Source organism: Klebsiella pneumoniae (assembly GCF_000742135.1).
GTDB lineage: Bacteria > Pseudomonadota > Gammaproteobacteria > Enterobacterales > Enterobacteriaceae > Klebsiella > Klebsiella pneumoniae.
Genome location: NZ_KN046818.1, coordinates 4,710,322 through 4,731,794 on the forward strand (window position 1 = coordinate 4,710,322; position 21,473 = coordinate 4,731,794).

Below are 21,473 nucleotides of genomic sequence, written 5' to 3' on the forward strand. Positions count from 1 at the left end.
TTTTTTTACCACAAGGTTATTCGTTATCAATACGTAAGACGGATAAATTTGTTTAACTTTTAGGTGAACCCAGTGCATTGACGGAGTGCGGGGGGCGCTATAAGGTAGGAAATATCTTCTACAATGAAGTCCTTAAAGGCTACCCTCCCGCGAATGTAGCACGCAGGACGCGGGCGAAACGGCAGCGCCAGCTGTCAGGTCCAATGGTCATCGACAAACTTATGGAAGGAGTAACACTATGGCTTACAAACATATTCTGATTGCAGTAGACCTGTCCCCGGAGAGTAAAGTACTGGTTGAAAAAGCCGTTTCTATGGCCCGCCCGTATAACGCGAAAGTCTCCCTGATCCATGTGGATGTGAATTACTCCGACCTCTACACCGGGCTGATTGACGTTAACCTCGGCGACATGCAAAAACGCATCTCCGAAGAGACCCATCACGCGCTGACCGAGCTCTCGACCAACGCAGGCTATCCCATCACCGAGACCCTGAGCGGCAGCGGCGACCTTGGCCAGGTGCTGGTCGATGCGATTAAAAAATACGATATGGACCTGGTGGTCTGCGGCCATCATCAGGACTTCTGGAGCAAGCTGATGTCCTCTGCCCGCCAGCTGATTAACACCGTTCATGTCGACATGCTGATCGTCCCGCTGCGCGACGAAGAAGACGAATAACCGTCTCGTTTTATCCGCGCAATACGCCCGCCGATGCGGGCGTTTTTTATTTTCGCTTTCCCTCGCCATGCGGCAGAACTTCAATCCATAAAATCGCCATTCAATTAGTGTGATCAACCAGTTATTCGGCGAAATATCTATATAATAATCTATTCCATAAGCCAATAACCGCAGCATGGCGAGTTATCAGACATTTTCGGCGCGTTCTGGCATACGCGTTCATACTTTTTGGGAAAGTAATACAAGGCGAAGGAATATGAATACAACTGCACCTACGGGCTTGCTGCAGCAACCTCGTCCGTTCTTTATGATCTTCTTTGTGGAGCTCTGGGAACGTTTTGGCTATTACGGCGTTCAGGGGATCCTGGCGGTCTTCTTTGTTAAACAGCTGGGCTTCTCTCAGGAACAGGCCTTTATCACCTTCGGCGCCTTCGCGGCGCTGGTTTACGGGCTGATCTCCATCGGCGGCTACGTGGGCGACCATTTGCTGGGGACCAAACGCACGCTGGTGCTCGGCGCCATTGTGCTGGCTATCGGCTACTTTATGACCGGGATGTCGCTGCTGAAACCGCAGCTGATCTTTATCGCTCTCGGCACCATCGCCGTCGGCAACGGTTTGTTTAAAGCCAACCCGGCGAGCCTGCTCTCCAAATGCTATCCGCCGAAGGATGCCCGTCTCGACGGGGCATTTACCCTGTTCTATATGTCGATAAACATCGGTTCGCTGCTGTCGCTGTCGCTGGCGCCGGTGATCGCCGAAAAATTTGGCTACGCGGTAACCTATAACCTGTGCGGCGCGGGGCTGATTATCGCGCTGCTGGTCTACTTCGCCTGCCGCGGGATGGTGAAAGATATTGGCTCCGAGCCGGATCATCGCCCCCTCAGCCTACGCAATCTGGCGCTGGTGCTGGCCGGTACGGTGGTAATGATTTTTCTCTGCGCCTGGCTGATGCATAACGTGATGATCGCCAACCTGGTGCTGATTGTTCTGTCGGTCGTGGTTATTGCGTTCTTTTTCCGTGAGGCGTTTCGCCTCGATAAAACCGGACGCAACAAAATGTTCGTCGCCTTTATTCTGATGATCGAGGCGGTGCTGTTTTACATTCTGTATGCCCAGATGCCGACCTCGCTGAACTTCTTCGCCATCAACAACGTCCATCATGAGATCCTTGGCTTTACCATCAACCCGGTCAGCTTCCAGGCGCTGAATCCCTTCTGGGTAGTGGTCGCCAGCCCGGTGCTGGCGGCGATCTACACCCATCTCGGTCATAAGGGTAAAGACCTGACCATGCCGGTGAAATTTACCCTCGGGATGTTCCTCTGCGCGCTGGGCTTTCTCACCGCCGCAGCCGCCGGGATGTGGTTCGCCGACGCCCAGGGGTTAACCTCGCCGTGGTTTATTGTGCTGGTTTATCTGTTCCAGAGTCTGGGCGAACTGTTAATCAGCGCTCTGGGGCTGGCGATGGTTGCCGCACTGGTGCCGCAGCATCTGATGGGCTTTATTCTGGGGATGTGGTTTCTGACCCAGGCCGCCGCGTTCCTGCTGGGCGGCTATGTGGCGACCTTTACCGCGGTGCCGGCAAACATCACCGATCCGCTGCAGACCTTGCCGGTCTATACCAATGTGTTCAGTAAAATTGGCCTGGTGACGCTGGGCGTCACGGTGGTGATGGCGCTGATGGTGCCGTGGCTGAACCGGATGATTAATACACCGGCCAGCGCCGAGTAACCGTTTAAGATGGCCGATCCGCACTGGCGCCGTTTGTTCAGATATTGTGGTTCCCGGCTTGCGCTACAATTTGGTAGCCCGGATAAGGCGCTTTGCCCGCTATCCGGGTGATATCACAACGGCGAAAAATTACGCCGGCGTACCGGCGTAAATATCAAACCGATGTCCTTTGGTCACCACCGCGTTAGGCGTGGCGACATCCGCCAGCGGCGGCGCATAATCCGGGCGCTTGACCACCACTCGTTTGGTCGCCAACTGACGCGCTGGCGCCAACAGGCCATCGGCGTCTAAATCCGGCCCCACCAGCGACTTAAAGACGCGCATCTCTTTCTTCACCAGCGCGCTTTTCTGCTTATGCGGGAACATCGGATCGAGGTACACCACCTGCGGGCGCGGGGTGATATCGGTTAACGCCGTCAGGCTGGAGGCGTGGATCAGCTGCAGCCGCTCCTGCAGCCAGCCGCCGATTTCCGCGTCAGCATAGCCGCGCGCCAGGCCATCATCGAGCAGCGCGGCGACCACCGGATTACGCTCCAGCATCCGCACGCGACAGCCGACCGACGCCAGCACAAAGGCATCGCGTCCCAGCCCGGCCGTCGCATCGACGACATCCGGCAGGTAATCGCCTTTAATACCCACCGCTTTAGCCACCGCTTCGCCGCGGCCGCCGCCAAACTTGCGCCGGTGGGCCATCGCCCCGCCGACGAAATCGACGAAGATGCCGCCAAGCTTGGGCTCATCGCGCTTGCGTAGCTCCAGATGCTCCGTCGTCAGCACCAGCGCCATCGGGTTACCGTCATCCTGCTCCAGCCCCCAGCGGGCGGCTAAAACAGATAAGGCGCCGTCACCGGCGCCTGTTTCATCAATTAAGCAGATCTTCACGTAGCAATCAGCCTTTGATCCCGTAATGCTTCAGCATCGCGTCCAGCTGCGGCTCACGCCCGCGGAAGCGTTTGAACAGCTCCATCGGCTCTTCGGAACCGCCGCGGCTCAGGATATTGTCGAGGAACGACTGACCGGTTTCACGGTTGAAAATCCCCTCTTCTTCGAAGCGTGAGAAGGCGTCTGCCGCCAGCACGTCGGCCCACAGGTAGCTGTAGTAACCTGCCGCATAGCCGCCAGCGAAGATGTGGCTGAAGGCGTGCGGGAAGCGGCCCCAGGTCGGCCCCGGCACCACGGCGACCTGCTTTTTAATCTCGGCCAGGGTCTCAAGGATTTTCGCCCCCTGCTCCGGTTTGTACTCCGCATGCAGGCGGAAATCGAACAGGCCGAACTCCAGCTGGCGCAGAATAAACATCGCCGCCTGGTAGTTTTTCGCCGCCAGCATTTTCTCCAGCAGCTCCTGCGGCAGCGGTTCACCGGTTTCATAATGGCCGGAGATAAACGCCAGCGCTTCCGGCTCCCAGCACCAGTTCTCCATAAACTGGCTCGGCAGCTCGACCGCATCCCACGGCACCCCGCTGATGCCGGAAACCCCGGCGGTGTCGATGCGGGTCAGCATATGGTGCAGACCGTGGCCGAACTCGTGGAACAGGGTGATCACTTCGTCATGGGTGAACAGCGCCGGCTTGCCGTTGACCGGGCGGTTGAAGTTACAGGTCAGGTAGGCGACCGGCTTCTGCAGGGAACCATCCAGTTTACGCATCTGGCCGACGCAGTCGTCCATCCAGGCCCCCCCGCGCTTATGCTCGCGGGCATACAGGTCGAGATAGAAGCTGCCGCGCAGCTCGTTGTGTTCGTCATACAGCTCGAAGAAGCGCACTTCCGGATGCCACACATCGACATCGGTACGCTCTTTAGCGGTAATACCGTAAATGCGCTTAACCACTTCAAACAGGCCGCTAACGGCTTTGTTTTCCGGGAAATAGGGGCGCAGCTGCTCATCGCTGATGCTGTAGAGGTGCTGCTTCTGTTTTTCGCTGTAGTAGGCAATGTCCCACGGCTGCAGCTCATCGACGCCAAACTCGGCTTTGGCGAAGGCGCGCAGCTGGGCCAGCTCTTTTTCGCCCTGCGGACGGGCGCGTTTTGCCAGGTCGGTGAGGAAATCGAGCACCTGCTGCGGATCCTTCGCCATTTTGGTGGCGAGGGATTTATACGCATAGCTGTCAAAGCCCAACAGCTGCGCCAGCTCGTGACGCAGGGCGAGGATCTCCGCCATCACCGGGCTGTTATCCCATTTCCCGGCGTTCGGGCCCTGATCGGAGGCGCGGGTGGAATAGGCGCGATACATCTCTTCGCGCAGCGCCTGGTTATCGCAGTAGGTCATCACCGGCAGATAGCTCGGAATATCCAGGGTCAGCAGATACCCTTCCTGCTCTTTGGCCTGCGCCTGAGCCTGAGCGGCGGCCAGCGCGCTTTCCGGCATGCCGGCCAGATCAGCGACATCGGTCACCAGCTTGTTCCAGCCCATGGTGGCGTCGAGGACGTTGTTGCTGTACTGGTTGCCCAGCTCAGAGAGGCGCGCGGCGATTTCACCGTAGCGTTTCTGCGCCTCCGGCGGCAGGCCAATCCCGGATAATTCAAAATCGCGCAGCGCGTTATCAACCGCTTTTTTCTGCGCGGTATTCAGCGTGGCGTAGTTATCGCCATCGCGCAGGTCGCGATAGGCTTTATACAGGCCTTCATGCTGGCCGACCCAGGTGCTGTACTCGGAGAGCAGCGGCAGCGTCTGTTCGTAGGCCTCACGCAGTTCAGGGCTGTTTTTAACCGAATTCAGATGGCTGACAGGCGAGAAGATGCGTCCCAGCACATCGTCCACTTCCGCCAGCGGCTGGCAAAGATTTTCCCAGCTATACGGCGCGCCATGCGCCACCGCGCTTTCCACCGCGGCCCGGCAATCCTCCAGCGCTTTGGTGACCGCAGGGACCACGTGCTCTGGTTTGATCGCAGAAAAAGGCGGCAGGGAGAAAGGCGTCAATAATGGATTGGTCATATGCGCTGTCCTGTTGAAAAGGGTGAATGAAGCGCGCGTCCGGCGCTTATGCATGAGATCTAGAATGGGGGATAGTTGGGGGAATTTCAATGACGGGCGGTGCGTCAGCCTGGGTATTGCTGCGATAAGTCCGCCCGTTGCCGGAAAAGCGCGACACGCAGTGCAGCGTGCCGGAAACCACATTAATGCCTTTTTTGCGCCATCTCCCAGGCCGCCGACAGATTCAGCCGCTGCCAGAATTGCTGTTCGGGGGTGGCGCCGGATAGCGGGTAACCCGCCGGCAGCGCGGTGTTGACCATCAGCGCCCGACGCTGGGCCGCTGACAGATGCGGCAGGGCATCTTCCAGCAGCACTTCCGCCCCCTCCGGCACCTGTAAACGCGGCTGCGGACCCTTCTGCTGCGGCAGATCGTAGGTCATGGTGAAGCGAGAGAAATCACGCATCGCCGGATCGCGCCAGGGATCGTCTTTCACGCTGCTCTTCGCGCACTCGGCAAGCGATGTGCCGCAGGCCTTCGCCAGCGCGGCGCGCAGCTGATCGCGGGCTTCGTTAAATAATACCCGGTAGTGCGGATCGTTAAGATAGTGGGCCACGTTGCGCTCGGCCACCATCCGCGAGCCGATCACGTCCAGCGGGTAGTGGACGCCCAGCACGATGCGCGAGTAGCCATAGCGGGCGCCGCGCGCCACCAGCGCGTCGTAGCGCTCCGGGATCATCGCCGCCAGCAGCAACGCATCGGTATAGCCGGTGTTGGTGTGGCCGCTGGGGAACGAGCCGCCGTCGGCGGTGTAGGGCTGGTTATCTTTCACCACCACATCGTCAGGCACCAGGTGAATGGTGTTGCCCTGCACCAGAAACGGCCGCGGATTATTGAAGTGCTTTTTCGCCTCGCCGGTGCTGACCTCCGAGGCTTTGATCAACGCTGCCGCTTTCCCCAGCGCGCCCTGGTCATAGGCGGTCAGAAACGCTTTGCCAAGGCGTGGCCCCAGCGCATCGCTGAGGAAGTAGAGGTAGCTAATGCCTTCCGCATCGGCCAGCGCCTGACGGCGCGTGGTCTGCACGGCGTCGCGATTGATGGCGGTCACCGTCGCCAGATTCTGCTTCACGACGGTCTCCGGCAGGGTGCTGAACGCCGACAGCAGCGCAATGCCCGCCTGCTGGTTGGCCCGGGTCTGGAAGTCATAGCCGCTGGCCTTCAGCCAGGCGGTATCGGCCTGAGTTTGGTTTTGTTTGGTGTGCGCCAGCCGATCGCGGGTCAGCGTGGCGGCATTCCCCTGCAGAGCGTGGCGTAGCTGCGCCAGCGCCTGTTGCTCAAGATCGTCATACGCCTGGCTGGAGGCAGCCGGCGTCACGCTATTGGCGAGGGCCGCCGCCCTGTTCAGCGGGATGTCTTTAGCCAGAACCGGTTGCGCCAGCAGCAGCGCGACGGCCAGCAGCGAGAGTTGCCTTTTCATTATTTTTCCTTTTATTCAAATAATTACCTTGCCTGTACCCGACGCTAGCGCGGCCGTTTGACGTTTTTATGACAGCGTTATGTTTTGCAACGCTTTTGGCAGAAATGAAACAGCGCGGCGGCGCAGCGGTAATCTCGGCCGATCTGCGGTAAACTATCGGTTAACTTGTTTACTTCCCGGAATCTCTGCATCCATGCTCAGTTATCGCCACAGCTTTCACGCAGGCAACCACGCCGACGTCCTCAAACACACCGTTCAGAGCCTGATCATTGAATCACTGAAAGAGAAAGAAAAACCGTTTCTCTACCTGGACACTCACGCCGGCGCGGGCCGCTATCAGCTGAGCGGCGAGCACGCCGAACGTACCGGCGAATACCTTGAAGGCATCGCCCGCATCTGGCAGCAGGACGACCTGCCGGCAGAGCTGGAGCCGTATATTTCGGTCGTAGAACACTTCAACCGTAACGGCCAGCTGCGCTACTACCCGGGCTCGCCGCTGATTGCCCGCCAGCTGCTGCGCGAGCAGGACAGCCTGCAGATGACCGAGCTGCACCCGAGCGACTTCCCGCTGCTGCGCGCTGAATTCCAGAAAGACAGCCGCGCGCGCGTCGATAAAGCCGATGGCTACCAGCAGCTGAAAGCCAAGCTGCCGCCGGTATCGCGCCGCGGTTTGATTCTGATCGACCCGCCGTACGAAATTAAAACCGACTATCAGGCGGTGGTCACCGGGATTAACGAAGGCTACAAACGCTTCGCCACCGGCACCTACGCCCTGTGGTACCCGGTGGTGCTGCGCGCGCAAATCAAACGCATGATCAAAGAGTTAGAAGCCACCGGCATCCGCAAAATCCTGCAGATTGAGCTGGCGGTGCGTCCGGACAGCGACCAGCGCGGCATGACCGCCTCCGGGATGATCGTCATCAACCCGCCGTGGAAGCTGGAGCAGCAGATGAATAACGTGCTGCCGTGGCTGCACAGCAAACTGGTTCCGACCGGCACCGGCCACGCCACCGTCAGCTGGATCGTACCGGAGTAATCGCAACCATCGGTGGAACCTTTTAAGCCTCGCGCTACAATCGCGGCAATCAACGATTAAGGACATATGGGCATGAGCAAACATTATGATTACCTCGCCATCGGCGGCGGTAGCGGCGGTATCGCCTCAATTAACCGCGCGGCCATGTACGGCCAGAAGTGCGCGCTGATTGAAGCCAAAGAGCTGGGCGGCACCTGCGTCAACGTCGGCTGCGTGCCGAAAAAGGTGATGTGGCATGCGGCGCAGATCCGCGAAGCGATTCATCTTTACGGCCCGGACTACGGTTTCGATACCACCATCAACCATTTTGACTGGGAGAAGCTGGTCGCCAGCCGTAGCGCCTATATCGACCGTATTCATACCTCTTACGACAACGTACTGGGTAAGAATAAAGTCGACGTGATCAAAGGCTTCGCGCGCTTTGTCGATGCCCACACCGTGGAAGTCAACGGCGAGATCATCACCGCTGACCATATCCTGATCGCCACCGGCGGCCGGCCGAGCCACCCGGATATTCCGGGCGTCGAATACGGTATTGATTCCGACGGTTTCTTCGAACTGCCGGCGCTGCCGAAGCGCGTGGCGGTGGTCGGCGCAGGCTATATCGCCGTTGAGCTGGCGGGGGTGATTAACGGCCTCGGCGCCGAAACCCACCTGTTCGTGCGCAAACACGCGCCGCTGCGCAGCTTCGATCCGCTGATCGTTGAGACCCTGGTGGAAGTGATGAACGCCGAAGGCCCGCAGCTGCATACCAATGCGATCCCGAAAGCGGTGGTCAAGAATGCCGACGGCAGCCTGACGCTGGAGCTGGAAGATGGCCGCAGCCAGACCGTTGACTGTCTGATCTGGGCGATTGGCCGCGAACCGGCGACCGACAACTTCAATCTGGCGGCAACGGGCGTTAAAACCAACGATAAAGGGTACATCATCGTTGATAAATTCCAGAACACCAACGTGCCGGGCATCTACGCGGTGGGCGATAATACCGGCGCCGTTGAGCTGACGCCGGTCGCCGTGGCCGCAGGCCGTCGTCTCTCCGAACGCCTGTTTAACAACAAACCGGAAGAGCATCTGGACTACAGCAACATCCCGACCGTGGTCTTCAGCCATCCGCCAATCGGCACCGTCGGCTTAACCGAGCCGCAGGCGCGCGAGCAGTACGGCGACGACGCCGTGAAGGTCTACAAATCTTCCTTCACCGCGATGTATACCGCCGTGACCTCTCACCGTCAGCCGTGCCGCATGAAGCTGGTGTGCGTCGGCCCGGAAGAGAAGATTGTCGGCATCCACGGCATCGGCTTCGGGATGGATGAGATGCTGCAGGGCTTTGCGGTGGCCCTGAAGATGGGCGCCACCAAAAAAGACTTCGACAACACCGTCGCCATTCACCCGACGGCGGCAGAAGAGTTCGTCACCATGCGCTAAGACGCGATCGCCGGATGATAAAAAGAAGCCCCGGGGGCTTCTTTTTTTATGCTCAGGCCACGCCGTTATTGCCATGGCGCATAAACGCCGGGCGCTGATTGAGCGCCATATACCAGCGCTCCACGGCTGGCATCTCCGGATGGGCGAAAGGGGTCATTTTCCAGCGATGCACCGACAGCCCCAGCACGATATCGGCCAGGGTGAAGCGCTCGCCGGCTATCCACGCCCCGGTACGCTGCAGCTGCGCTTCAACAATGCGCACGCAGTGGGTCCAGGCGGCAATACTCTCTTTAATCGCCACCGGATCCTGAAAGCGCGGATCTTTACGCACCAGCCCCATAAAAGCATGGCGCCAGGCAGTGTTAAACTCGGTCGCCTGCCAGTCCATCCAGTGCTCCACCTCGGCGGCGGGCTGCGGCTCGGCGGGCAGCAGATCCCAGCGCTCCGCTTTGCGCGCCAGATAGCGGCAGATACTGTTCGACTCCCAGAGCACGAAGTCATCGTCCAGTAGCACCGGCACCAGGCTGTTAGGATTCAGACGCTGAAACTCAGGCGTATCCAGGGGCTTAAATCCGCTGCCGTAATCTTCCTGCTGGTACGCCAGCCCGGCTTCCTCGCAGGTCCACAGCACTTTCCGTACATTAATTGAAGAGCGTTTACCCAGAATTGTTAGCATCGTCAGCGATTCCTCAGCCATAAAAGACAGTTCATTCACTCTACTCTATTGCCAGCCAGCAACAAGGCAGAGCGCTGGATAATGTGTATAGTTGATTCCAGCCTGTTTGCCGAAAAGGAACCCGACATGTTGACCCCTTTTACCGTTTTGATGCCTGCAAATATTCGTTTTGGCCGTGGTCAGGCCGAGAGCGCCGCCCCCTGGCTGGCACAACAGGGCGGCCCAATCCTGCTGGTGCATGGCGCCAGCCCGCAGCGGGCGGCGTTTCTCCGCCAGCAGCTGGAGGCGCTGCAGCTTGCGGTCACGACGCTGGCGATAAGTCGCGAACCCTGGCTTAGCGATATCGAGCAGGGCGTCCAGCTGGCGCGCGAGAAAGGGATCAGAGCGGTGGTCAGCCTCGGCGGCGGCGCGGTGATTGACGCCGGTAAGGCGATTGCGGCGCTGGTCCCCGCCGTTGGCCCGGTGATCGACTATCTGGAGGTGGTGGGAACGGGCCGTCAGCTGGAAGCCAGTCCCCTGCCGTTCGTGGCGATCCCCACCACCGCTGGCACGGGCGCGGAGGTCACCAAAAATGCGGTGATCAACGTTCCGGAACAGCAGCGGAAAGTGAGCCTGCGCGACGACCGAATGCTGCCTGACCTGGCGATTGTCGACCCGGCGCTAACCGACAACGCGCCGCGGAGCATCACCCTGAGCTCCGGCCTCGACGCCCTGACCCAGGTGATCGAGCCCTGGCTCTGCAGCCGGGCCACTCCCTTCACCGATGCTCTCTGCCAGCAGGCGATCCCGCGGGGAATTCGCGCGCTAAAAATCCTGATGGAACAAGAGTGTCCGGCCAGCCGCGACGAGATGGCCTGGGTCAGCCTGTGCGGCGGACTGGCGCTGGCGAACGCCGGGCTGGGGGTGATCCACGGCCTCGCCGGCCCGCTGGGCGGCCTGAGCCGCGCCTCGCACGGCGCCCTATGCGGCAGTTTGTTGCCGTTTGGCCTGGCGCTCAATGAGTCGCAGATCAACGACCCTGGCCTGCGCCAGCGCGTTAACGATGTCCGCCGCTGGCTGGCCGACGGGCTGGACGTCCCTGTGGATCGGGTCTGGGACAGTCTGCGGGAATGGAGCCATCGCGCTGGCCTTGGCACCCTGCGCGACCTCGGCGTAGCGCGCGATGCGCTGGAACCGGCGGCGCTGGCCGCCAGCACCTCCTCATCGATGAAGGCCAACCCGGTCAGCCTGAGCGGCGAACAGCTGCTGGAGATGCTGGAGGCGGCGTGGGAGTGAGCGCCCCGGGATAAAATTTTGTTGCATAATGAATGCTCCGAATTTCATCTGCGCCAGGATGTACAATTTTTAATTACTTATCAACAGCGTACTTTGAAATGGCAGCTTTTCTTCTCGGCGGAAAAGCGTGATCTCACGCACAGTTTGCTTCACACTCACCGAAGCGACTGTCTACGCTTAATAGACAAGGCCGGGTATGCCCGGCCCCGAACTCACGCTATCCGGAGGTCCGTATCGCTATGTTCAGCCAGAAATTACGCCACGTTGAAGACGACGAGTTAAGGATCGACATCGATCCCTGCTACGAAGCCGATCCGTACGAATTAAAGCTGGATGAGATGATAGACGCTGAACCGGAGCCTGAGGTGATCGAGGGGCTTCCGGCGTCCGATGCCCTCACCCCGGCGGATCGCTATCTTGAGCTGTTTACCAACGTGCAGAAATCACGCATTTTCGCGGACAGCAAAACCTTCCCCGACTGCGCGCCGAAACACGATCCGCTGGACATCCTGCGGAACTACCGCAAGGTCAAACGCCAGCCCGACTTCGATCTGCGGCAGTTCGTTGAGGACAACTTCTGGCTGCCGGAGAGCCAGAGCGACATCTATATCTCCGACCCCAGCCTGACCCTGAAAGAACACATCGACAAGCTGTGGCCGGTGCTGACCCGCGAGCCTCAGGATCATATCCCGTGGTCATCGCTACTGGCGCTGCCGCAGGCCTACATCGTGCCCGGCGGTCGCTTTAGCGAAACCTATTACTGGGACTCTTATTTCACCATGCTGGGGCTGGCGGAGAGCGGCCGGGAAGATTTGCTGAAATGCATGGCCGATAACTTTGCCTGGCTGATTGAAACCTACGGCCACATTCCGAACGGCAACCGCACCTACTACCTCAGCCGCTCGCAGCCGCCGGTGTTCGCCCTGATGGTCGAACTCTTTGAAGAGGATGGCGTGCGCGGCGCGAAGCGCTATCTGGACCATCTGAAGATGGAGCACGCCTTCTGGATGGACGGCGCCGAGTCGTTGATCCCGCACCAGGCGTATCGCCACGTGGTGCGTATGCCGGATGGCTCCCTGCTCAATCGCTACTGGGACGACCGTGACACGCCGCGGGATGAGTCGTGGCGCGAAGACGTGGAGACCGCCCGACACTCCGGGCGGCCCGCCAATGAAGTATACCGCGACCTGCGGGCGGGCGCCGCGTCCGGCTGGGACTACTCCAGCCGCTGGCTGCGGGATATCACGCGGCTGGCCAGCATCCGCACGACGCAGTTTATCCCCATCGACCTGAACGCCTTCCTGTTCAAGCTGGAGACGACCATTGCCAACCTCTCCGGCCTGAAGGGCGATCGCGAGACGGAGACGGCCTTCCGCCAGAAGGCCCAGGATCGGCGGGCGGCGGTCAACCGCTATCTGTGGGATGATGAGAACGGCTGTTTCCGCGATTATGACTGGCGCCGTGAACAGCTGGCGCTGTTTTCCGCAGCCAGTATCGTCACCCTTTACGTCGGCCTGGCGACCCACGAACAGGCAGAACGCCTTGCCGATGCGGTGCGGGCCCGCCTGCTCACCCCCGGGGGGATCATGGCCACCGAATACGAAAGCGGTGAGCAGTGGGATAAACCCAACGGCTGGGCGCCGCTGCAGTGGATGGCGATCCAGGGATTTAAACGTTACGGCCAGGATCCGCTGGGAGATGAGATTGCCTGGAGCTGGCTGCAGACGGTCAACCACTTTTACAAGCAGCATCACAAGCTGATTGAAAAATACCATATTGCCACCGGCGTCCCCCATGAGGGCGGCGGCGGGGAGTATCCCCTGCAGGATGGCTTTGGCTGGACCAACGGCGTGGTGCGCCGACTGATTGGCCTGTACGGTGAGCCAACCTAGTCGGGCTGTTCCCGGCGGCTTTCTCCTGCTATGTTCAGAGGATTCGCCCTGCCCGGAACGACGCTTATGCCTGAACTTCTGACGCCGCGCCTGCGCTGCTCACCGCTGCAGCTGGACGACTGGTCGTTTTTTCTTTCCCTGCAGCAGGATCCGCAGGTCATGCTCTACGTCGCCGATCCCCGACCGCAGGCGGCCATCCGCGAGGCGTTCGATTCGCGGCTGCCGCCGTGGACGCCCGGGGATGAACACTGGCTGTGCCTGGTGGTGCGCGACAGGCTGACCCATACCCCGCTCGGCCTGACCGGCTACCAGCATCATCAGCGCGACATTGCCGAGGTTGGCTTTCTCTTCGCCCCGGCGGCGCAGGGCCGGGGCTACGGCTACGAATCGCTGCGCGCGCTGTGCGACTACGCCTTTACCACCGGCGGCGTGCGCCGCCTGACCGCCAGCGTCACCGCCGGCAACGAGGCGTCTAAGCAGTTACTGCTCAAAGCCGGCTTCCGGCTGGAGGGAGAGCTGCGGGAAAACTACTGGCTCAACGGACGCTGGCACAACGACTGGCTGTTCGGTCGGCTGCGTGGGGAGGGCGATGCGCCGTAGCGCACCGCCGGTCACAGGCTGGGGGCAGTCAGGATCAGAGGAACATCCCGCCCGAGACTTCCACACGCTGCGCGTTCATCCACGCCAGCTCATCGCTGAGCAGGGCGGCGATGGCGTCGCCGATATCATCCGGCAGCCCAACGCGCCCCAGCGCAGTCTGGGCGGCGATATGCCGATTCACCTCGGCGTTATCGCGCACCTCCCCGCCGCCAAAGTCGGTCTCAATGGCCCCCGGCGCGATGATGTTCACCGATATCCCCCGTCCGCCCAGCTCTTTCGCCTGATAGCGCGTCAGAACCTCCATCGCCCCCTTCATCGCGGCGTAGGCCGCATAGCCCGGCAGGGCAAAGCGCGCCAGGCCGCTGGAGACATTGAGGATACGCCCCCCATCCTGCAGGAGAGGCAGTAGACGCTGGGTCAGGAAAAACGGCCCTTTGAACTGGATATTCATCAGCTCGTCAAACTGCGCTTCGCTGGTCTCGGCGAAGGGCGCGTTGAGTCCGATCCCGGCATTGTTCAGTAAATAATCAAAGGTTGTGCGTCCCCACTTCTGCGCCAGCACCTGCGCCACCTCGCTGGCGAATGCGTCAAATGTTGTGGAATCGCCGACGTTCAGCGCTAATGCTGCCGCTTTGACCCCTTTTTGCTCTATTTCCGCCACCACGTCGAGGGCCGCCTGGCGGTTGCTGTGATAGGTCAAAAGAATATCGGTTCCCTTTGCCGCCAGCTTCAACGCGGCGTTTTTACCCAGACCGCGGCTGCCGCCGGTCACTAAAGCGATACGTTGTGTCATCAGAAGACCCCTTTCAGGTTGCGTTGTGATTGTGTTGTAGCTTATTAACTGCTCATGCAACAATAAATACGCTACATTGCGTTTTACTGTTTCATTAACAACAACAATAGGCGATCGGCATGGATAAAATTCATGCAATGCAGTTATTCATTCGCGTAGCGGATCTGGAGAGCTTCTCCCGCGCCGCCGAGACCCTGGCGCTACCTAAGGGTAGCGTCTCGCGACAGATTCAGGCCCTGGAAAGCCATCTTGGCGTGCGGCTCCTGCACCGCACCACCCGCCGGGTCCAGCTCACCCAGGATGGGATGGTCTACTACGAGCGGGCGAAAGATCTGCTGAGCAACCTCGACGAACTGGATGGCATGTTCCAGCACGATCCGGCGAGCATCAGCGGCCGGCTGCGGGTAGATATGCCGGTCGGTTTTGCTAAAAAAATGGTGATCCCGCATCTGCCGACTTTTTTACAGCAGTATCCGGGCATCGAACTGGAGCTGAGCAGCAGCGATCGGCTGGTGGACGTGATCCGCGAGGGGTTTGACTGCGTGGTGCGCGTCGGCGCGCTCAAAGACTCAGGGCTGATTGCCCGGCCGCTGGGCAAGCTGACGCAAATTAACTGCGCCAGCCCGGACTATCTGGCGCGTTTTGGCTATCCGCAATCCCTGGAGGATCTGGCGGATCATGCCCTGATCCACTACGCCAGCACCCTCGGGGTCCGTCCCCCCGGCTTTGAGGTAATGATCGACGGCGCGGTGCGCTGGGTAAAAACCGGCGGCATATTGACGGTCAACAGTACGGAAACCTATCAGGCAGCCTGTATCGCCGGGCTGGGGATTATTCAGGTGCCACGCACCGGCGTGCGCGAGGCGTTACGCGCCGGCGACCTGATTGAGATCCTGCCCCAGTACCGCGCCGAGCCGCTGCCGGTCTCGCTGATCTACCCGCACCGGCGCAATCTCTCCCGCCGGGTAAATCTGTTTATGGAGTGGCTGGGCGGACTGATGAAAGCGTATGTCGATTGAGCGGCGCGGCCGGAAAACGGGCGGCGGGGAGAGGCATTCCTGCAGGATACGGCATTTAAGGTATACTTTTTGCTGAATCTCGCTGTAAAAAAGGAAGAAATTACGTATGACGCCGGAAAACGACGATCGACGCCCGCCACAGGAACCGGATACGCAGCCGGAGAAAAGCAAAAGCACGCTCGAGGCCCTTAATGACACCGCCGTCGGGCAAAAAGCCAGCCAGGCGCTGAAGACCGTCACCGGAACGGCGGCCAAAGTGCAGCGCAACCCGGTGATCGCCCATTTGCTGCGCGCCGCAGAGCGCTTCAATGACCGGCTCGGCAATCAGTTTGGGGCGGCTATCACCTATTTCTCGTTCCTGTCGATGATCCCGATCCTGATGGTCTCCTTTGCCGCCGCCGGCTTCGTGCTGGCCTGGCACCCGACCCTGCTGCAGGACATTTTCGACAAAATTCTGCAAAACGTCAGCGACCCAACGCTGGCGGCAACGTTGAAAAACACCATCAACACCGCGGTGCAACAGCGCACCGCCGTCGGTCTGGTCGGCCTGCTGGTCGCCCTTTATTCCGGTATTAACTGGATGGGCAACCTGCGCGAAGCGATCCGCGCTCAATCGCGCGACGTCTGGGAGCGCCGGCCGCAGGACGAGGAGAAAATCTGGGTAAAGTACTTCCGCGATCTTATCTCGCTGATCGGTCTGCTGGTGGCGCTGATTATTACGCTGTCGATCACCTCCGTCGCCGGCTCCGCCCAGCAGATGATTATCTCCGCGCTGTATCTCGACAACATTGAATGGCTGAAACCCGCCTGGCGGCTAATCGGCCTCGCCATCTCGATTTTTGCCAACTATCTGCTCTTTTTCTGGATTTTCTGGCGCCTGCCGCGCCATCGTCCGCGGCGCAAGGCCCTGTTTCGCGGCACGCTTATCGCGGCGATTGGCTTTGAAATCATAAAAATCGTCATGACCTGGACGCTGCCGGCGCTGGTGAAATCCCCCTCCGGGGCGGCGTTCGGATCGGTGCTGGGGCTGATGGCCTTTTTCTATTTCTTCGCCCGCCTGACGCTATTCTGCGCCGCATGGATCGCCACCGCGGAGTATAAAGACGACCGGCGGATGCCGGGCAAAACCCACCGCTGAGGTATTGCGAGGATGAATAAAAGAGGCAAAATTCATCCTCGCGCTTGATTTCAGCAGATAAATCCAGCATGTAACTTTTATTTAACTCAAAACTGGTTTTATTCTCTATCTTTTTAATTGTGTGAAGCATTTCATAGAACTATTTTTACTGGTGTAAAAATTATCCGCTTTTTGCCTCTTTTTTGCCCATTTTCCGCGTTTGTTACAGATTGAAATGTCCCTGTGGCTGTGGCTATATGGCTTTTCGTTCGCGCAAAAATAAGAAAGATCTATGCAAGCCACAGCCACCACTCTCGAAAACACGCAGGAAACCGCCCCGGTCAACTCACGCAACAAGGTTGTTGTCGCCTCGCTCATTGGCACCGCCATTGAGTTTTTCGACTTCTACATCTATGCCACCGCCGCGGTCATCGTCTTCCCGCATATCTTTTTCCCGCAGGGCGATGCCGCTGCGGCCACCCTACAGTCGCTGGCCACCTTCGCCATCGCCTTCGTCGCCCGGCCGATCGGCTCCGCGCTGTTTGGCCACTTCGGCGATCGCGTCGGCCGGAAGGTCACCCTCGTGGCCTCGCTGTTAACCATGGGGATCTCCACCGTGGTGATCGGCCTGCTGCCCGGCTATGAAAGCATTGGCATTGTCGCGCCGATGCTGCTGGCGCTGGCGCGTTTCGGTCAGGGCCTTGGCCTCGGCGGGGAATGGGGCGGCGCAGCGCTGCTGGCTACGGAAAACGCCCCGGCGCGCAAGCGCGCCCTGTACGGCTCCTTCCCACAGCTGGGCGCGCCGATCGGCTTCTTCTTCGCCAACGGCACCTTCCTGCTGCTCTCCTGGCTGCTGACCGACCAGCAGTTTATGGAGTGGGGCTGGCGCGTGCCGTTTATCTTCTCCGCGGTGCTGGTGATCATCGGTCTGTATGTTCGCGTCTCGCTGCATGAGACCCCGGTCTTCGCCAAAGTAGCGGCGGCGAAAAAACAGGTCAAAATCCCGCTGGGTACCCTGTTGACCAAACACGTCCGGGTGACGGTGCTGGGTACCTTCATCATGCTGGCCACCTATACCCTGTTCTACATCATGACCGTCTACTCGATGACCTTCAGCACCGGCGCGGCGCCGAATGGCCTGGGTCTGCCGCGTAACGAAGTGCTGTGGATGCTGATGATGGCGGTGATTGGCTTTGGCGTAATGGTGCCTGTCGCCGGCCTGCTGGCGGACGCTTTTGGTCGTCGCAAGAGCATGATTATCATCACCACGATGATTATTTTGTTCGCCCTGTTCGCCTTTAAACCGCTGCTGGGCTCCGGCAATCCGCTGCTGGTCTTCGCCTTCCTGCTGCTGGGCTTAAGCCTGATGGGACTGACCTTTGGCCCGATGGGCGCGCTGCTCCCGGAGCTGTTCCCGACGGAAGTGCGCTACACCGGCGCGTCGTTCTCCTATAACGTGTCGTCGATCCTCGGCGCTTCGGTCGCGCCGTACATTGCCGCCTGGCTGCAGGGTAACTACGGTCTCGCGGCGGTCGGCACCTATCTGGCGGCGATGGCGGCGCTGACGCTGATCGCCCTGCTGCTGACCCACGAGACCCGCCACCAGTCGTTGTGATCCTTCGCCCTGACGCCCCCGGCGTCAGGGCTCTCCTCTACTTTTTCATCTGCGACAAAATGGTCCGACACTGGTTGCTATCGCCCTCCGCCGGGGAGATCAGCGCCAGCAGCGCGGCGGCCGGCGTCACCAGGGTTGCCAGCGCCGCCGCTACCGCGCCGCGGACAATCAGCGGCCCGGCCTTCACCCCCGCCTGCGGCGATTTAAAGGTGCCCCGGACATACAGCGGGGAACGCAGGGTGATCACCCGAAAGCCTTTGCTTTCCGGATCGATGGTCAGGTCCAGCTGCTCGGAGGCGAAGCTGGCGGTCCCGGTCACATTGATTAGCGCGTTTTCTGTATCGAAGGCAAAAATCTGCGGCCGGGCGACGCCGTTGGTTACGTCGATATTGGCCGCAGCGCAGTTTACCCGAACCTCCTCATCGCCAAAAATCTGGCCGATCAGGTAGTTACCGACGTTAAGACCGAGGATTTCCATCAGGTTGCGACTGATCAGTCCGTCGTTCATCAGCAGCTTCAGGTTACCGTTGCTGTTGCCGAGCAGGGCCGCCACCGAGTTGCCGCTGCCGCGCAGCTGGACGTCGCCATTCATCTCGCCGAGGGTTTTCTGCATCATCTCGACGTTTGGCATCAGCGCCTTCAGCTTCAGGCGTCGCGCCTGCAGATTGGCCTCACCCTGCAGCGGCTTTTTATCGCCCTGCAGGTGTACGCTGCCGGCAATCGACCCGTTGGCCAGGCCAAAGCGCACCGGCTGCAGGCGCAGGTCACCATCCTCCAGAATCACATGGGTCGACAGATCGCTGATCGGCAGGGTACCGCCGTGCTCAATTCTCCGGCCCTTAAAGCGCACATCGGCATCCATCACCTGCCACTTGTCGGTTTCAAAGCGGTCCGCCGGCAGCACTTTACCCGCCGGCTGCGGCCGGTCACCCGCCTGGCGCGAAGCGCTTTTCTTCGTCCCTTTGCCGGAATCGACGCCGATTAATGGCCCGAGGTCCGCCAGACGCAGCTGCTTCGACTCCATATCGCCGCTGAGTTTCGGCCGCGGCTTGCCGGTGGTGTAGGTCAGGGAGCCATGAATGTCGCTATCGCCGATTCGGCCGTTAAAATTCTGATAGTTAAAGCGCATGCGGTTTTTTTGCGTAAAGTCGGCGCGCAGGCGGCCGTCGGTGGAGAATGACGGCGTCTCCGGCAGCAGCACGCCGGTCAGGTCATAGAGATCGCGCAGCGAGTCGCCGGCGAATTTTAGCCGCAGGTCAATGCCGCCGACGTTGAGCGGGTCGCTGACCGTGCCGCTGAACGCTACCCGGGTGTTACCGGAGTGGAAGTCGCCCTGCAATGGGAAGGGGGCGCTTGCGCTGCGCAGGGCCAGCATGCCGCCGATTTTCCCGTTGCCGGTGACCGGCTGGCCCTTGTAGCGGCCCTTCAGCGACAGACCAAAGACATAGTCGCCTGGTTTCGCCGCGCTATGGCTATCTTTTGTGCCGGTCACTTCGCTGAACGGCAGCGGTTTGCCTAGGGGATCGACGAGGATGGTGATATCGCTGCGGGTGATCTTGTCGTCAATGGCGATAGTCCCGCGATCAAAGAGAATATTATCGAGGCGAAAGGACCAGCTGGAGGGCGCGCTGTCGCCCGGAGTACGCTTATCGCCCGCCAGCTGAAAGGTCCAGTTATTGTTGTCTTCCGCCAGGCGGATCAACCGTACGTCGGGCTGCTCCAGCTTGATCCACGGCAGGTACACCGTTTTGCTCAGCAGCGCCAGCGGGGCAAGGGTCGCCTCCACCCGCGGCAGATGGATCATGGTCACCTGGGGAATGGCCGGCGGGTTGCCCAGCACGATATCCTCCGCGTGTACGTGGGGCCACGGGATCCAGCTGCGCCAGCCGCGCTCGTCCGGCTGCCGCTCCCAGACCACGCCGAGATCGCCGCGGATGGCGAACGGGCGGTTAAGTTCGGCGGACACTTTCTGATTGATCGTCGGCTTCAGCCGGTTCCAGTCAAAGGTGGCCAGCACGATAAAGAAAAGAACGATCAGCAATAGTATCGTTCCTGTGATGATAACCAACGTTTTACGGGTTCTGCTCATCCCTACTCCGCTCCTTTTGCATCACGTCAGTCCTGAATATAGTCAAAAAGCGGCGTTTATCCTGGAAATGCGCTTTTCGTCACATTACGCGCGTCAGGTCAAAAAAATAATGGAACGATGTTTTAATATGATTGACCAGCAAAACAGCGCAGCGCACACTAGCGCTTATATCGATTCCATTGCAGGTTCTGGCTATGTCTAAAAAAATTGCCGTTATTGGCGAATGCATGATTGAGCTGTCAGAGAAAAACGGGGCCGTTAACCGCGGCTTTGGCGGCGATACCTTAAACACCTCGGTCTATATCGCGCGGCAGACAGATGCCAGCGCATTGAGCGTCCACTACGTCACCGCCCTGGGAACCGATGCGTTCAGCCAGCAGATGCTCGACAGCTGGCAACAGGAAAACGTCAACACCGATCTTATCCAGCGGATGGCCGACCGCCTGCCGGGACTGTATTACATTGAAACCGATGACACCGGCGAGCGCACCTTCTACTACTGGCGCAACGAGGCGGCGGCAAAGTTCTGGCTGGAGAGCGATCGCGCGGCGGCGATTTGCGAAGAGCTGGCCACTTTCGACTATCTCTATCTGAGCGGCATCAGTCTCGCCATTCTCAGCCCGGCCAGCCGCGACAAGCTGTTCACGCTGCTGCGTGAGTGCCGCGCCAACGGTGGCAAGGTGATCTTCGACAACAACTATCGTCCGCGCCTGTGGGCCAGCCAGGCGGAAACGCAGCAGGTCTATCAGGAGATGCTCGCCTGCACCGATATCGCGTTTCTGACCCTCGATGATGAAGACGCGCTGTGGGGAGAAAAACCGGTTGCTGAGGTGATCGCCCGCACCCATGCCGCCGGCGTGGAAGAGGTGGTGGTGAAGCGCGGCGCGGATGCCTGCCTGGTCTCGGTTAGCGGGCAACCGCTGCGGGAAGTGCCGGCCGTCAGGCTGGCCAAAGAGAAGGTGGTGGATACCACCGCCGCCGGAGACTCCTTCAGCGCCGGCTACCTGGCCGTTCGCCTGACCGGCGGCGATGCCGAATCCGCCGCCAGACGCGGACACCTGACCGCCAGCACGGTGATCCAGTATCGCGGGGCGATCATCCCGCGGGAAGCGATGCCGCAGTAATTCTCCGCACAAAGCGCTCTC

General features: G+C 59.9%; 17 protein-coding genes. 11 read left to right on the forward strand and 6 right to left on the reverse strand.

Annotated elements, in window-relative coordinates; genetic code table 11:
* Positions 1–238 precede the first annotated feature (238 nt).
* Together uspA and dtpB are read left to right on the forward strand one after the other, a co-directional pair.
* Entirely contained in the window at positions 239–676 is a 438-nt protein-coding gene (uspA, locus tag DR88_RS03635; protein WP_004145166.1) for a universal stress protein UspA, read from the forward strand.
* A 256-nt stretch (positions 677–932) separates the two neighbouring features.
* A complete protein-coding gene (gene dtpB, locus DR88_RS03630) occupies positions 933–2,405 on the forward strand; it encodes a dipeptide/tripeptide permease DtpB (protein WP_004188264.1) in 1,473 nt (490 codons plus the stop codon).
* Between the two features lie 129 nt (positions 2,406–2,534).
* On the opposite strand, the gene rsmJ is transcribed toward dtpB, so the two are convergent.
* The 3 genes from rsmJ to DR88_RS03615 all read right to left on the reverse strand — a co-directional run bounded on the left by rsmJ (position 2,535) and on the right by DR88_RS03615 (position 6,791).
* Positions 2,535–3,287 (reverse strand): 16S rRNA (guanine(1516)-N(2))-methyltransferase RsmJ, encoded by a 753-nt coding sequence (gene rsmJ, locus DR88_RS03625; protein WP_025861782.1) that lies wholly within the window; start codon positions 3,285–3,287, stop codon positions 2,535–2,537.
* Positions 3,288–3,294: 7 nt separating this feature from the next.
* On the reverse strand, positions 3,295–5,337 hold the full coding sequence (prlC, locus tag DR88_RS03620; RefSeq protein ID WP_032443992.1) for an oligopeptidase A: 2,043 nt from the start codon (positions 5,335–5,337) through the stop codon (positions 3,295–3,297).
* 182 nt (positions 5,338–5,519) lie between these two features.
* Positions 5,520–6,791, reverse strand: a complete 1,272-nt coding sequence (locus DR88_RS03615; RefSeq protein ID WP_004150114.1) for an acid phosphatase — start codon at positions 6,789–6,791, stop codon at positions 5,520–5,522.
* Positions 6,792–6,984: 193 nt separating this feature from the next.
* Here DR88_RS03615 and DR88_RS03610 point away from each other — a divergent pair, with 193 nt between their 5' ends.
* Both DR88_RS03610 and gorA read left to right on the forward strand, forming a co-directional pair.
* Entirely contained in the window at positions 6,985–7,827 is an 843-nt protein-coding gene (locus tag DR88_RS03610) for a 23S rRNA (adenine(2030)-N(6))-methyltransferase RlmJ (RefSeq protein ID WP_002921269.1), read from the forward strand.
* A 72-nt stretch (positions 7,828–7,899) separates the two neighbouring features.
* Complete coding sequence (gene gorA / locus DR88_RS03605; protein WP_002921271.1) at positions 7,900–9,252, forward strand: glutathione-disulfide reductase; 1,353 nt, start codon at positions 7,900–7,902, stop codon at positions 9,250–9,252.
* A gap of 52 nt (positions 9,253–9,304) precedes the next feature.
* Here gorA and DR88_RS03600 read toward each other — a convergent pair whose 3' ends face one another.
* Positions 9,305–9,928, reverse strand: coding sequence for a glutathione S-transferase family protein (locus tag DR88_RS03600; protein WP_002921273.1), 624 nt, complete (start codon positions 9,926–9,928; stop codon positions 9,305–9,307).
* A gap of 126 nt (positions 9,929–10,054) precedes the next feature.
* Between DR88_RS03600 and DR88_RS03595 the strand changes: the two genes are divergently transcribed.
* From DR88_RS03595 to DR88_RS03585, 3 genes are all read left to right on the forward strand, one after another.
* A complete protein-coding gene (locus DR88_RS03595; protein WP_004901183.1) occupies positions 10,055–11,203 on the forward strand; it encodes an iron-containing alcohol dehydrogenase in 1,149 nt (382 codons plus the stop codon).
* Positions 11,204–11,442: 239 nt separating this feature from the next.
* The gene (locus tag DR88_RS03590) at positions 11,443–13,095 is read left to right on the forward strand and encodes an alpha,alpha-trehalase (protein WP_004150117.1); all 1,653 of its coding nucleotides are present in this window, start codon (positions 11,443–11,445) and stop codon (positions 13,093–13,095) included.
* A 66-nt stretch (positions 13,096–13,161) separates the two neighbouring features.
* Complete coding sequence (locus DR88_RS03585; RefSeq protein WP_002921333.1) at positions 13,162–13,695, forward strand: GNAT family N-acetyltransferase; 534 nt, start codon at positions 13,162–13,164, stop codon at positions 13,693–13,695.
* Positions 13,696–13,729: 34 nt separating this feature from the next.
* Here DR88_RS03585 and DR88_RS03580 read toward each other — a convergent pair whose 3' ends face one another.
* On the reverse strand, positions 13,730–14,488 hold the full coding sequence (locus tag DR88_RS03580; protein WP_002921336.1) for an SDR family NAD(P)-dependent oxidoreductase: 759 nt from the start codon (positions 14,486–14,488) through the stop codon (positions 13,730–13,732).
* 119 nt (positions 14,489–14,607) lie between these two features.
* Between DR88_RS03580 and DR88_RS03575 the strand changes: the two genes are divergently transcribed.
* From DR88_RS03575 to DR88_RS03565, 3 genes are all read left to right on the forward strand, one after another.
* Entirely contained in the window at positions 14,608–15,507 is a 900-nt protein-coding gene (locus DR88_RS03575; RefSeq protein WP_004145179.1) for a LysR family transcriptional regulator, read from the forward strand.
* Positions 15,508–15,613: 106 nt separating this feature from the next.
* Positions 15,614–16,645, forward strand: a complete 1,032-nt coding sequence (yhjD, locus tag DR88_RS03570) for an inner membrane protein YhjD (protein ID WP_002921337.1) — start codon at positions 15,614–15,616, stop codon at positions 16,643–16,645.
* A gap of 271 nt (positions 16,646–16,916) precedes the next feature.
* Positions 16,917–18,239 carry an MFS transporter gene (locus DR88_RS03565; RefSeq protein WP_004150118.1) on the forward strand — a complete coding sequence of 441 codons (1,323 nt, stop codon included), beginning with the start codon at positions 16,917–16,919 and terminating at the stop codon, positions 18,237–18,239.
* 37 nt (positions 18,240–18,276) lie between these two features.
* On the opposite strand, the gene DR88_RS03560 is transcribed toward DR88_RS03565, so the two are convergent.
* The gene (locus tag DR88_RS03560) at positions 18,277–20,328 is read right to left on the reverse strand and encodes an AsmA family protein (RefSeq protein ID WP_004186039.1); all 2,052 of its coding nucleotides are present in this window, start codon (positions 20,326–20,328) and stop codon (positions 18,277–18,279) included.
* Between the two features lie 194 nt (positions 20,329–20,522).
* Here DR88_RS03560 and kdgK point away from each other — a divergent pair, with 194 nt between their 5' ends.
* Positions 20,523–21,452, forward strand: coding sequence for a 2-dehydro-3-deoxygluconokinase (kdgK, locus tag DR88_RS03555; RefSeq protein WP_002921434.1), 930 nt, complete (start codon positions 20,523–20,525; stop codon positions 21,450–21,452).
* Positions 21,453–21,473 lie beyond the last annotated feature (21 nt).